Source organism: Bifidobacterium jacchi, assembly GCF_009078285.1.
GTDB lineage: Bacteria > Actinomycetota > Actinomycetes > Actinomycetales > Bifidobacteriaceae > Bifidobacterium > Bifidobacterium jacchi.
The window spans coordinates 35,189-48,504 of sequence record NZ_RQSP01000009.1 but is presented as its reverse complement, the minus strand read 5'-3'; the positions used below and the strand labels follow the sequence as shown (position 1 = coordinate 48,504).

The 13,316-nt window shown below is 64.8% G+C and carries 8 protein-coding genes and 1 pseudogene; 8 read left to right on the top strand and 1 reads right to left on the bottom strand.

What is annotated here, in order from left to right:
* Positions 1 to 150 precede the first annotated feature (150 nt).
* From EHS19_RS04055 to pepN, 6 genes and pseudogenes are all read left to right on the top strand, one after another.
* The gene (locus EHS19_RS04055; RefSeq protein ID WP_241677068.1) at positions 151 to 1,641 is read left to right on the top strand and encodes a replication-associated recombination protein A; all 1,491 of its coding nucleotides are present in this window, start codon (positions 151 to 153) and stop codon (positions 1,639 to 1,641) included.
* A 157-nt stretch (positions 1,642 to 1,798) separates the two neighbouring features.
* Positions 1,799 to 3,304 carry an MFS transporter gene (locus EHS19_RS04050; protein WP_151916531.1) on the top strand — a complete coding sequence of 502 codons (1,506 nt, stop codon included), beginning with the start codon at positions 1,799 to 1,801 and terminating at the stop codon, positions 3,302 to 3,304.
* A gap of 110 nt (positions 3,305 to 3,414) precedes the next feature.
* Positions 3,415 to 4,167 (top strand): 4-hydroxy-tetrahydrodipicolinate reductase, encoded by a 753-nt coding sequence (gene dapB, locus EHS19_RS04045; RefSeq protein ID WP_151916508.1) that lies wholly within the window; start codon positions 3,415 to 3,417, stop codon positions 4,165 to 4,167.
* Positions 4,168 to 4,285: 118 nt separating this feature from the next.
* Positions 4,286 to 5,176 carry a 4-hydroxy-tetrahydrodipicolinate synthase gene (dapA, locus tag EHS19_RS04040; RefSeq protein ID WP_421745216.1) on the top strand — a complete coding sequence of 297 codons (891 nt, stop codon included), beginning with the start codon at positions 4,286 to 4,288 and terminating at the stop codon, positions 5,174 to 5,176.
* A gap of 425 nt (positions 5,177 to 5,601) precedes the next feature.
* Positions 5,602 to 7,323 (top strand): annotated as a pseudogene (locus EHS19_RS04035) (ribonuclease J); the annotation flags it as partial.
* A 105-nt stretch (positions 7,324 to 7,428) separates the two neighbouring features.
* Positions 7,429 to 10,038: an aminopeptidase N gene (pepN, locus tag EHS19_RS04030; protein ID WP_151916506.1), complete on the top strand. Its 2,610-nt coding sequence runs from the start codon at positions 7,429 to 7,431 to the stop codon at positions 10,036 to 10,038.
* A 495-nt stretch (positions 10,039 to 10,533) separates the two neighbouring features.
* On the opposite strand, the gene EHS19_RS04025 is transcribed toward pepN, so the two are convergent.
* A complete protein-coding gene (locus EHS19_RS04025) occupies positions 10,534 to 11,085 on the bottom strand; it encodes a hypothetical protein (RefSeq protein ID WP_151916505.1) in 552 nt (183 codons plus the stop codon).
* Between the two features lie 24 nt (positions 11,086 to 11,109).
* Here EHS19_RS04025 and EHS19_RS04020 point away from each other — a divergent pair, with 24 nt between their 5' ends.
* Entirely contained in the window at positions 11,110 to 11,847 is a 738-nt protein-coding gene (locus EHS19_RS04020; protein WP_151916504.1) for a hypothetical protein, read from the top strand.
* 45 nt (positions 11,848 to 11,892) lie between these two features.
* Positions 11,893 to 13,266 (top strand): phosphoglucosamine mutase, encoded by a 1,374-nt coding sequence (gene glmM, locus EHS19_RS04015; RefSeq protein ID WP_151916503.1) that lies wholly within the window; start codon positions 11,893 to 11,895, stop codon positions 13,264 to 13,266.
* Positions 13,267 to 13,316: the final 50 nt, after the last annotated feature.

Here is a 13,316-nt window from a genome sequence, read left to right as displayed (position 1 = left end):
GGCTGATCGGGGCTGCGGTTGATTGTGACGGTGGCTGATTGGCGGCGGTTGCTGATTGGCGGCGATGCGCGGGGGCTTCGGTTGATCGGAACAGCGCCGACGACACGCGAATGTCGAACGAATGTTCGAGGTTTGGGGTATGGTGGCGGCATGAACGATGGAATGAACGGTGCGATGGCACGGGGGTTGACGCAGGGTGCGGCTCAGAGCGACCTGTTCGCGGCCGTCGATGCGCCCGACGACATGACCAGACCGCTTGCCGTGCGCATGCGGCCGCGCAGTCTGGACGAGGTCGTGGGTCAGTCGCGTGTGCTGGGGGAGGGCAGTCCGCTGCGCAGGCTGGCGAGTCCCGCCTCGCGCGGGTCGCTGACCGCGCCGAGCTCGGTCATTCTGTTCGGGCCTCCCGGCGTGGGCAAGACCACGCTCGCCTACATCGTCGCGCGGCAGTCCGGCCGGGCGTTCGAGGAGCTTTCGGCGGTCACCTCGGGTGTCAAGGAGGTGCGCTCGGTGCTGGCGCGGGCGCATCAGCGGCTTGTGGCCGAGGGGCGCGAGACCGTGCTGTTCATCGACGAGGTGCATCGATTCTCCAAATCCCAGCAGGACGCCCTGCTGCCCAGCGTCGAGAACCGTGATGTCACCTTCATCGCGGCGACGACGGAGAACCCCAGTTTCTCGGTCATCAAGCCGCTGCTGTCACGATCGGTGGTCGTCAAGCTCGAATCGTTGGAGCCGGCCGATCTGCGTACGCTCATCGACCGGGCGATGCGCGACGATCGCGGGCTGAAGGGCGAGGTCGGGATCACCGATGCCGCCGCCGACGAGATCATTCGGCTCGCCGGGGGTGATGCGCGCAAGACGCTGACCATACTCGAAGCGGCTGCGGGGGCGGCATGCGACGATGCGGCGGGTGCCGGTGATGCGGATGATGCCGGTGGTGCGGATACGCGACCGGTCATCACCCCGGCCGTCGTCTCCAAGGTCATGGACGTGGCGACCGTACGCTACGACAAGGACGGCGACGACCATTACGACGTGATCTCCGCGTTCATCAAATCGATGCGTGGCAGCGATCCGGACGCCGCCATCCACTATCTTGCGCGCATGCTTCGGGCCGGCGAGGACCCCCGGTTCATCGCCCGGCGCATCATGATCGCCGCCTCGGAGGAGGTCGGCATGGCCGCGCCCCAGATCCTTCAGGTCACCGTGGCCGCAGCTCAGGCGGTCGCCATGATCGGCATGCCCGAGGCCCGCATCATCCTCGCCGAGGCGACCATCGCCGTGGCGACCGCTCCCAAATCGAACGCCAGCTACAACGCGATCAACGCGGCGCTCGCCGACGTGGATGCCGGACTGATCGGGCAGGTGCCGCTGTATCTGCGCAACGCGCCAACCGCCCTGATGAAGCAGTGGGGCAACCACGAGGGCTACCGGTACGCCCACGACTGGCCGGGTGCGGTCGCGCCGCAGGAGTATCTGCCGGCCGAGCTTCGCGGGCGGGAATACTACCATCCCAACGATCGCGGCTACGAGCGCGAGGTGGGTCCTCGTCTGGAGCGCATCCGGGGGATTCTCCATGGCGGCGACGCGGGGGACGAAGGCACTGGCGGAAGCAATGCGAATGGGGGTGATGCGCAGGCATGATCGCAGCACGGTCCGCACGATGCCGCTATACTCTTACGTGGCTCGGCGGGGTGTGGGCATCGTAAGGGAAAACCGGAAACAACCACGTCGAATTGACGCCGAATGTGAATGAGGATGAAACATGACCTCCGAAACTCGTCAGACAACCATCGATGACATGCCGCGGCATGACGCTTTGAAGCGGAGCGTGCCGGCGCAGGGCGGCGATGATCGCATTCCGATGAAGCTCATCGGCTCGATCATCGCGGTCGGCTCCCTCGCATTCGTCGGCATTCTCACGGAGACGGTGATGACCGTGCTGTTTCCGGAGCTGATGCGCGAGTTCAACGTCAACACGTCCACCGTGCAGTGGATCACGACCATATATCTGCTGGTCGTCGCTGCCACGATGCCGCTCTCATCGTATCTGAGCCGCCGGTTCACGTTCAGGGCGCTGTTTCTTGCGGCCGTCGCGCTGGCTGTGGTCGGCTCGCTCATCATGATCGTCAGTCACCAGTTCGCGCTGATCCTCCTGGCGCGCGTGGTGCAGGGCGTCGGCTCGGGCGTCGCCACGCCGTTGATGATGAACATCATCCTTGAACAGTCACCGCGCAGCAAGGTCGGTCGGCTCATGGGCGTCGGCTCGCTGGTCATCACCGTGGCCCCGGCCATCGGACCGACCGTCGGCGGCGCGATCTCCAGTGTGCTGCCGTGGCGCGCCATCTTCGTCATCGTCATCCCGATCGTGTTGCTGCTGTCGCTGCCGGTCGGACTCGCCTGCATCCGTCAGAGCCATCCGACGCAGGAGGCGCGACTTGAACCGCTGCAGTTCATCGCGATCGTGCTGGCGCTCGGCGGTCTGATCTTCTCGCTCAACCAGAGCGGCGTGGCCGTCGGCTCCGCGGTGTCTGGCGATGGCTCGTCGGCGGTGCGTCCTGCGATGCTCGGAGTGGCGGCGTTGTGCATCGGCGTGGGGTCGCTCCTGTTCTTCGGCTGGTCGTCCAAACGCTCGTTCTCGCCGCTCATCCGCCTCGGCTGGCTGCATGACCGGGTCGTGCGACTGCATCTGCTGCCCTATCTGCTTCTGCCGATCGTCGGCATCGGCTTCGGCTATGTGATCACCAACGTGGCGCAGATGTCGTTGGGTACGAGCGCGTTCCTGGCGGGCGTGCTGGTGCTGCCCGGCGCGTTGATCGGCGCGTTCTTCGCCCCGATCGGCGGCATGCTGTATGACCGCTTCGGTCCGGTCCGGCCGATTCTCGGCGCTCTCGGCGTGGCGACCATCGGCCCGATCCTGCTGCTCGCGTTCTCGATGCATCTGACGCCCGTGACGCTGGCCGGATTCTATTTCATCTTCGGGCTCGGCTACTCGCTCGGCTACTCCAACATCATGACCAACGCGCTCAGCCGCATCGACCGTGTGTTCACGCCCGACGGCAACGCCGTGTTCCAGACCTCGCTGCAGTTCGGCGGCGCGGTCGGCACTGCATTGTTCTCCACGCTGCTCGGCGTGGCGCAGGCGGGTGCCGGCGCCGAAGGCAGCGCCACGTTCCGTCGCGCCACTGCGGTAGGCGGCGCATGGACGTTCGCCACGATGACGATCATCTGCGTGATCTGCCTCGTTTCGCTCATCGCGGCGTTCCGCACCGCCGGCGGGCATGGTGCGCAGGTCGCACGGGATTGATGACGGCATGACGAATCCACCAACGACATAGCAAACATCAACGCAAACAACAACAAAAACAGCAACGACATGGCAAACAGCAAGGCAAACAGCAATAAGGAGAGTGCAGTATGGTAAAGGTTTCCGTGGTCGGCGCCAAGGGGCGCATGGGTTCGCATGTGGTCGAGGCGGTGCGGGGAGCGTCCGACATGCAGCTGTCGCTCGCGCTCGACGCCGGTGACGATCTGTCCGCGATCACGCCGGGCAACACCGACGTGACGGTCGAGTTCACCGTGCCGTCCGTCTCGCTGTCCAACGTGCTCGCCCTCGTGGCGCAGGGCGTTGACGTGGTCGTCGGCACCACCGGATGGACCGACGAGGCCTTCGATCGGGTTCGCGAGGCGCTCGCCAAGGCTCCGCGCGCCGGGCAGTCGGTCTTCATCGCGCCGAATTTCGCCATCTCCGCGGTGCTCGCCGATCATTTCGCGCGAATCGCCGCACCGTACTTCGAGTCCGCCGAGGTGATCGAGCTGCATCATCCGACCAAGGTGGACGCCCCCTCCGGCACGGCCATCCACACCGCCCATGCGATCGGCGAGGCCAGAAGGGCAGCCGGACTCGGCGAAATGCCCGATGCGACCCAGACCGACGGCGGTTCCCGCGGTCAGGTGATCGACGGCGTGCATGTGCATGCGGTGCGTCTTCGCGGACTGAACGCCCACGAGGAGATCCTGCTCGGCAATGCGGGCGAACAGCTGACCATCCGCGCCGACAGCTTCGATCGCATCAGCTTCATGCCCGGCGTGCTGCTCGCCGTGCGCAAGGTGTCGTCCGGAGCGTACCCGGGTCTTACGGTCGGCCTTGACCGATTCCTCGACCTGTGATCGCACACGACCGTCCTGTGAACGCTCGCTGCGCGATATGCCTCTCGCCTTTCGCCGACCGGGAGAAAAGCCGCCTGAGTCCCGACCGAGAAGTACGGTAAGCCCTATGAGTGAGATGATGCATCTTCTGGACCCTGCTCCGTTCGGTCGTATCCTTCCGGCCATGGTCACCCCCATGAAGGCCGACGGCTCCGTTGACTACGAGGCGGCGCAGAAGGTGGCGAAGCAGCTGGTCGCCGACGGTGCGGACGGTCTGGTGGTCAACGGCACCACGGGCGAGTCGCCCACCACCCACATGGAGGAGAAGGTGGAGCTGGTCGCCGCGGTGCGTGAGGCCGTTGATGTGCCGATCATCTCCGGTGCGGGCTCGAACGACACCGCGCACACCGTGCGCATGGTCGAGCAGACCCAGGAGGCGGGCGCCGACGCGGTGCTCGTGGTCGCCCCGTATTATTCCCGTCCCTCCCAGGAGGGCGTGTATCGCCACTACAAGGCGGTCGACGAGTCGGCCGACAAGCCGATCATCATCTACGATGTGCCGGGTCGCACCGGTCTGCACATCCAACTCGAAACGTACCGTCGCATGGCCGAACTGAGCCATGTCAAGGCGGTCAAGGACGCCACCGGAGACATCGCCGGGGCGGTGCGCAAGCGTATGGAGACCGGTCTGACCTGGTATTCGGGCGATGACGGTCTGTTCCTGCCGTTCCTCTCGATCGGCGCCGTCGGCATCATCTCCGTGATCGCCCATGCTGCAGCAGGCCCCATGCGGGATCTCGCCGCCGCATTCGACCGTGGCGACATCCACGAGGCGCAGAGCCTCGCCGTGCGTCTCGCCCCGCTGGTCGAAGCCCTCAACGGCAACGGGTTCCAGGCCGTGATGGCCAAGGCCGCGCTCAAGGTGCGCGGCGTGCTCGACGACACCACGATGAGGCTGCCGAACGTGGGCCCCGGCCCGGACGAGCTGTCCCGCGCCGAGAAGGGCATGCGCGCATCCGGCCTGATGTAGGTCCTTTTTCGTCGCTCTCGCACAGGCGAGGGCACCGACAACAGAAATCCAACTAGGAAATGGTTACAGAACAAGAGACAACAACACAGCATGCCGCCCGCACTCGTGGCGGCGACAGTATCGAAGATGAGCAGATGGCCGCGGCACAGGCCGCCGTCGATCTGCTCGATGCAGTGGAACCGGCCGAGGAGCACAAGGGAGCATCCCGAACGAAGACCACGCGTTCGCACCGCAAGTCCGGCGAGGGTGAGGCAAAGACCTCATCGTCCTCCACCCGTTCGCGCGCCGCTCGCTCATCCCGCGGCCACGGCAGAACCGCCGATGCCAGAACCACCGAGACCCGTGACGAGTCCCGTCAGTCCCGAGACTCCCGCGATTCCCGCGAATCCGCCCCGCGCGGCGGCGCTCGTCGCCCGCGCGCCAACCAGCCGGCGACCGCGCCCCAGCAGGACGCGGTGCTCATCGCCCCGCCGAAGTATCGCAAGGGTTCCCTGCGCATCGTGCCGCTCGGTGGACTCGGCGAAATCGGCCGCAACATGAACGTGATCGAATACAACGGGCATCTGCTGCTCATCGACTGCGGCGTGCTGTTCCCCGAGGAGGAGCAGCCGGGCGTCGATCTGATCCTGCCCGACTTCGACTACATCAAGAACCGTCTCGACAAGGTCGAGGCGCTCGTGCTCACCCACGGCCACGAGGACCACATCGGCGGCGTGCCGTACCTGCTCAAGCTGCGCCCGGACATCCCGCTGATCGGCTCGAAGCTCACGCTCGCGTTCGTCGAAGCCAAGTGCAAGGAGCACAACCAGCATCCGACGATGGTCGAGGTCCAGGGGCGCGACAAGATGAAGGTCGGCCCGTTCAACCTCGAATTCGTGACCGTCACCCATTCGATCCCGGACGCGCTCGCCGTCTACGTCAAGACGCCCGCGGGCACGCTCATCGACACCGGCGACATCAAGCTCGACCAGCTGCCGCTCGACCACAAGATCACCGATCTCGTCGAATTCGGCAAGATCGGAGAACAGGGCGTCGACCTGCTCATGATGGACTCCACCAACGCCGAGGTCCCCGGATTCGTCAAGCCGGAGACCTCGATCGGCCCGGCGCTCGATCAGGCGTTCGCCCAGGCGAGCCGCAAGATCATCGTCGCCAGCTTCTCCTCGCACGTGCACCGCGTTCAGCAGGTCGTGGACACCGCGCACAAGTACGGTCGCAAGGTCGTGTTCGTCGGACGTTCCATGGTGCGCAACATGTCGATCGCCGCCGACCTCGGCTACCTGCATCTGCCCGAGGACACGGTCATCGACCTCAAGAAGGCGCATGACGTGCAGGACGACAAACTCGTCTACATGTGCACCGGTTCGCAGGGCGAGCCGATGGCCGCGCTGGGACGCATCGCGGACGGCAACCACCGCGACATCCAGATCAACGAGTTCGACACGGTGATCCTCGCCAGCTCCCTCATCCCCGGCAACGAGCACGAGGTCTACAAGGTCATCAACAAGCTCGTGCAGCTCGGCGCGCGCGTCGTCAACCGCGACAACGCCGCCGTGCACGTCTCCGGCCACTGCAACGAGGGCGAGCTGCTGTACATGTACAACATCGTCAAGCCCAAGTGCGCGATGCCGATCCACGGCGAGAACCGTCATCTGGTCGCCAACGGCCTGATCGCCGTCAAGACCGGCGTCGATCCGCAGAACGTGGTCCTCGCCGAGGACGGCGACGTGGTCGATCTCTACCACGGCAAGGCCGCGGTCGTCGGCTCGGTGCCGTGCGGCTACGTGTATGTAGACGGCGATTCTATCGGCGAACTGACCGACGAGGAGCTGGAGAAGCGCCGCATCCTCGGCACCGAGGGCTTCGTGTCGAGCTTCGTCGTCGTCGACACCGACGAACGCGAGGTCGTCTCCGGTCCGAAGATCTTCCTCAACGCGGTCGCCGAGGACGAAAGTGAATTCGACAAGGTCCGTCATCAGATCGTCGAACAGCTCAACGACGCGATGATGGGCGGCACCCGCGACACCTACAAGCTGCAGCAGATCATGCGCCGCACGCTTGGCGGCTGGGTCGCCCGTCAGCTGCATCGCAAGCCGATGATCGTGCCGGTCGTGGCCGACATCGCCACCGATGTGATCGAACAGTAATCGTTCGACCGACAATCATATTTTCCGCAATTACGCACCAATCGAGGCGGCGTGACCGGCACAACCGATCATGCCGCCTCACGTTGAAAAGGAGCAAGGAGAGACATGCCAGGAGCGAATCTCACCCGCATCGAAGCCGAGGAACGAGCCGGAATCGTCCTCAAGCCGATCCACTACGCCGTGGCGCTCGACCTGACCGTCGGCGCGAAGAACTTCGGCTCGACCGCGACGATCACATTCGACGCGAAGCCGGGCTCGTCCAGCTTCCTCGACCTGATCGCCGACGAGGTGTCCGAGGTCACGCTCAACGGCGTGGCGCTCGACCCGGCCACGGTGTACGTCGACAGCCGCATCGAACTGGGCGATCTCAAGGAGCACAACGAGGTCGTCGTCAAGGCGCTGTGCCGCTATTCGAACACCGGCGAGGGCCTGCATCGCAGCGTCGATCCCTCCGACGGCAACGTGTACCTGTACTCCCAGTTCGAGGTGCCGGACGCCCGCCGCGTCTACGCCGTGTTCGACCAGCCCGATCTCAAGGCCACGTTCGACTTCTCCGTGCTCGCCGCATCCAGCTGGATCGTCACCTCGAACATGCCGGTCAAGTCCGTGACCGCCACCGACCGCACGACCGCCGACGGCACGCTCGGCGACCACGCGCCCGAAACCACCCGGCAGTGGGTGTTCGAGACCACGCCGACCATGAGCTCCTACCTGACCGCGATCTGCGCCGGCCCCTACGCCGAATGGCACACCGCCTACCGCAACGAGGACGGCCGCGTCGTGCCGATGGCCCAGTACTGCCGCCAGTCCCTGGCCGCAGCGTTCGCCAAGGACGTCGACTACCTGTTCGACATCACCAAGAAGGGCTTCGCGTTCTACGACAAGACGTGGGGCGTACCCTACCCGTACGCCAAGTTCGACCAGATCTACGTGCCCGAATACAACGCGGGCGCGATGGAGAACATCGGCATGGTCACCATCCGCGACTCCTACGTGTTCGACTCCAAGGTCACCGACGCGCTCGCCGAGCGCCGCGTCGTGACCGTCCTGCACGAGCTCGCGCACATGTGGTTCGGCGACTACGTGACGATGAAGTGGTGGAACGACCTGTGGCTCAACGAGTCCTTCGCCGAGTTCACGTCCACGCTCGCCACCGCCGAGGCCACCGAATGGCACGACGCATGGGCCACGTTCTGCTCCGGTGAGAAGAGCTGGGCACTGCGTCAGGACCAGCTGTCCACCACGCATCCGATCGTCGCGCCGATCAACGATCTCAACGACACGTACGTCAACTTCGACGGCATCACCTACGCCAAGGGCGCGAGCGTGCTCAAGCAGCTCGCGTTCTACGTGGGCCGCGAGAAGTTCTTCAAGGGCATCAACGCGTATCTCAACAAGCACGCCTACGCAAACGCGACGCTCGCCGACCTGCTGGGCGAGCTGGAGCTCACCTCCGGTCGCGATCTGAAGGCGTGGAGCGCCCAGTGGCTCGAACAGTCCGGCATCAACACGATCGCCACCGACGTCAAGGTCGCAGCCGACGGCACGATCGAGACGCTGATCCTGCACCAGAGCGCTCCGGCCGAGCATCCGGTGCTGCGCGCGCATCGACTGGCCGTCGGATTCTACGATCTCGACCAGGCCAGCGGCAAGGTCGTGCGCACCGACCGCTTCGAGCTCGACGTGGACGGTGAGACGACGCTCGTCGCCGAGGCCGCCGGCAAGGCGCGTCCGGCGCTGATCCTCGTCAACGACGATGATCTGACCTACACGAAGCTGCGTTTCGACGAGGCTTCGCTCGACTTCGCGCTCGCCAACCTGCATCGCTTTGACGATGCGCTCGCCCGTGCCGTCATCTGGCTGTCGCTGTGGGACATGACGCGCGACGGCGAACTCGCCGCCGAACGGTTCATCGACACGACGCTGCGACTGCTCGCCACCGAAACCGAATCGACCACGTTCCGCTACGCGCTCGCCTGCATGAGCACCGCCGCATGGCATTACACCGCGCCGGCCCGCCGCGCAGCCGTGATCGAGCATGTCGCCGCCGAACTGTGGACGCTCGCGTCCGCGGCCCCGGCCGGCTCCGACCAGCAGTTCCAGCTCGCCACCGCGTATCTGGGCTATGGCGAGGAGGGCGACGAGGCGTTCGCCGCCAATGCGCGCGGACTGCTCGACGGTTCGGTGAAGCTCGACGGGCTGGACATCGACAACAACTTCTCGTGGACGCTGGTCAACGCGCTCTCCTCGGTGAACGCGTTCGGCGAGGCTGACATCGACGCGCAGCTCGCCAAGCGCGACACCACCGAGAACCGTGAGTTCGCGTATGGTGCTCGTGCGGTGCGCGCGACCGCCGAGGCGAAGGCATGGGCGTGGGATCAGGCGCTCAACAACGATGAGCTGACCAACGCGCAGCTTGAGGCGGTCTCCCGTGGATTCGCCGCCACGCCGCGCGCCGATCTCGCCGAACCGTATGCCGAGCGCTACTTCGAGACCGCGGATTGGATCTGGGAGCACAAGACCTTCCACATGGCCGAGGCTCTGCTTGAGGGCCTGTACCCGTCGTACGCCGATCCCGCAACGCTCGTCGAACTCGGCAACGCGTGGCTCGCCTCGCACGAGAGCGCCGACAACGCGCTGCAGCGCATCATCCGCGGCAACGTCGAATCCTCGCAGCGCACGCTCGACGTGCGCGACTACAACGCCGCTCTGTGATCGAGAGAGAGTGGGATGCAACGCGATATCATGCTTGAATCGCGTTGCATCCCACGGATTTGCCTGCTGTGCGTGGGACGCAACGCAAAACATGGCTGCCACTGCGTTGCGTCCCACTGACCTGTGGTGACCTGTGGGACGGAGTGCGGAAAGGCCGCCGAATCGCGTTGCGTCCCACTGATTTGCCTGTTGTGCGTGGGACGGAATACGGAATATGGCTGTTACTGCGTTGCGTCCCACGGATTTGTGGGACGGAGTGCGGAAAGGCCATCGAATCGCGTTGCGTCCCACGAAAACCGGAGAATTCGTGGGACGGAGCATGGATATGACCTGTTTTTTCGTTGCGTCCCACATGTGTGGCATGCCGATGTGGCTTCGCTACGGTGTTGATCGTCCGAAACCGCCATTTTCCAGCGTTTTCGCCTCAATGGCTGCTGAATGTTTACTGGGAATCCGCGTGGTTCGTGGGACGGAACGTGAAAAGCAGCTGTTTGTTCATTGCGTCCCACGCGCATGGGGCGCATTGGGCATCGTCGCGATTCGGCGATCCCCGTCTCGGCTCCCACGGTCGCTCCCACGGTCGTGCATATTGCGTGTGGACTGCCTGATCACCTGTTCGATGTCGCGCGCGACCACATGGAACGTGAAATCCGCGCCTCGCTCCGCCAGACTTCGTGCGACTCCGAAGGCGAACTCCGCGCGGGCCGTGTCATTGGCGAGTGAATCAGCGGTCGCCGTGTGGATGATCCATCCTCGGGCGCGCAGACGGTCGCGCTTGTCACGGTCTCGCCGCCATTGCCGGGGATCGGTGCGATGATGATCGCCGTCATATTCAACCGCCACACGGCAATCGGGCCACGCCATGTCCAGCGTCATCGGAGCGCCGGATGGAAACACGATGCCGGCGACCTCATGATTGGCGACCGATGCCGGAATGCCATGCCGCATCAGCGTGAGATTCATATGGCTTTCCTGCATGGAATCCACATTCGGTCTCACCAGCGGCATCACGCGCATCCATGAGCGTTTGCCTGCGAATCGTGGCATATCCTCCAGGAAACGGAGCATGTCGTGTCGAACACTCTGCGGGTGGCGCGTCGTTTGACGCGACATCGTCGTGATGACGATCTCGCACAGCGCGACAAGTTCATCCGCGGGAAGATGCGAGGACAGTTGAGCCACGGTGTGCAGCGGGTTCAAGGTGTACACCGTCTCGTTGATCCGCACGATGTCAGTCGATGTGAAGCATGTCCAGACGTGGTTGCGTATTATGGCGGTGTTGCCACGATTGCGGCGTGGCTTGCTGCTGGACACGGTGTGCAGCATGCCGTCATCGATAGCACATTGCCGTGGCAGGGGCACGCCTTGCAGCGTCAGCGATGTCGTCATGCCGAACAACAGTCGTGTTCCGATCTGCCGGGTCGCCTGCGTGCATTGTTGGATGAGCGTTCGCCGACGTTCGGCCAGGCTGTCCGAGGCGGCAGAAGGATGATCGCTGCCGGGGATTGGTGGTTGATCCATATGATGCGGTTCGTTCATGGCGCAACCATAGCGGATTCTGCCCTGCCGGCAAGTGGTTTTTGGGTGTTGTGGACGGAACCTCTGAGTTATCCACAGGCTGTTGCTCCCGCTATTGCCGGCGCTGGTTTCCTCTATCGACTATCCGAGCGGCAGCCGGTTGGAGGCGAGCGGCGGTCAAGCAGCGGCGGTCGACAACCGGTCGGCAGCCAATCGGCAGCGGCAGCCGGTCGTTTTGTGAGAAATCGTATGACAATCGGCCGCATCGGGTGCATTGCGACGCATCCTTGATTACGATGGTCGAGGATACAGTCGAATTCGGATGAAGGATGCACTATGCCGAAGATGTTTGGAACCGATGGCGTTCGCGGTCTGGCCAACAAGGATCTGACCGCGCGACTCGCGCTTGATCTGGGTGACGCCGCAGTGCGCGTGCTTGGCGGCAGCAATGATCGGGCAGGGCGTCGTCGCGCGCTGGTCGGCCGCGACACGCGCGTTTCCGGCGATTTTCTCGCCGCCGCGCTGTCGGCCGGCATGACCGCCGGCGGCTTCGACGTGATCGACGCGGGCATCATCCCCACGCCGGGCGTCGCCTATCTGACGAGCGTGCTCAACGTGGAGATGGGCGCGGTGATCTCCGCATCCCACAATCCCATGCCCGACAACGGCATCAAGTTCTTCGCGCGCGGCGGATTCAAACTGCCCGACGCCAAGGAGGACGAGATCGAGGCGGTGCTCGGTCAGGACTGGGAGCGTCCCACGGGCGCCGGCGTCGGCCGCATCTCGCACGACACCGCAACCGCCACCAACCTGTATATCGACCATCTGGTCTCCACGATCGCCCCGCTCAACCCCGACAAAACCCAGCCGAAGCCGCTCAAGGGCCTCAAGATCGTGGCCGACTGCGCCAACGGCGCCACGTCGGTCGTCGCCCCCGAAGCGCTGCGCCGCGCCGGTGCCGACGTGATCGTCATCAACGCGTCGCCGGACGGATACAACATCAACAAGAACGCCGGCTCCACCCACCCCGAGCAGTTGCAGGCGATGGTCAAGGCCTCCGACGCGGTCATGGGCGTCGCGTTCGACGGCGACGCCGACCGCTGCCTCGCGGTGGACGAGGACGGCACGATGGTCAACGGCGATCAGATCATGGGCATCCTCGCGCGCGCCAAGAAGGATGCCGGCAAGCTCGCCGACAACACGCTCGTCGTCACCGTGATGAGCAATCTCGGATTGAAGCTCGCCCTCAAGGACATGGGCATCAAGACCGTGCAGACCGCGGTCGGCGACCGGTACGTGCTTGAGGAGATGCTGCGCGGCGGCTACGTGCTCGGCGGCGAACAGTCGGGTCATGTGATCAACCGCGAATTCGCCACCACGGGCGACGGCACGCTCACCGCGCTCACCCTGTGCAACGAGGTGGTGCGCTCCGGCCGCAGCCTCAAGGAGCTCGCAGCCGACTTCCCGCAGCTGCCGCAGCGTCTCGTCAACGTGCCGAACGTCGACAAGATGGCCGCCACGACCAACGCCAAGGTGCAGGCTGCGGTCGAGCGCGAGGAGAAGCTGCTCGGCGATACGGGCCGCGTGCTGCTGCGCCCGTCCGGCACCGAGCCGCTGGTGCGCGTCATGGCCGAGGCCGCCACGCAGCAGCAGGCCGACGAGGTGTGCGATCGCCTCGCCAAGGTGGTCGCCGACGAGCTGGCGCTGTAGACCCGGCATCAGACAATCCGCCCAAGCCCTCCGCCCAAGCCCACCGTCCA

What these genes read in the sequence shown, in the direction of transcription:
- glmM (WP_151916503.1), top strand. Translation starts at nt 11,893, where the DNA reads ATGCCGAAGATGTTTGGAACCGATGGCGTTCGCGGTCTGGCCAACAAG.
- EHS19_RS04055 (WP_241677068.1), top strand. Translation starts at nt 151, where the DNA reads ATGAACGATGGAATGAACGGTGCGATGGCACGGGGGTTGACGCAGGGT.
- dapA (WP_421745216.1), top strand. Translation starts at nt 4,286, where the DNA reads ATGCATCTTCTGGACCCTGCTCCGTTCGGTCGTATCCTTCCGGCCATG.
- EHS19_RS04050 (WP_151916531.1), top strand. Translation starts at nt 1,799, where the DNA reads ATGCCGCGGCATGACGCTTTGAAGCGGAGCGTGCCGGCGCAGGGCGGC.
- pepN (WP_151916506.1), top strand. Translation starts at nt 7,429, where the DNA reads ATGCCAGGAGCGAATCTCACCCGCATCGAAGCCGAGGAACGAGCCGGA.
- dapB (WP_151916508.1), top strand. Translation starts at nt 3,415, where the DNA reads ATGGTAAAGGTTTCCGTGGTCGGCGCCAAGGGGCGCATGGGTTCGCAT.
- EHS19_RS04025 (WP_151916505.1), bottom strand. Translation starts at nt 11,085, where the DNA reads ATGCCACGATTCGCAGGCAAACGCTCATGGATGCGCGTGATGCCGCTG.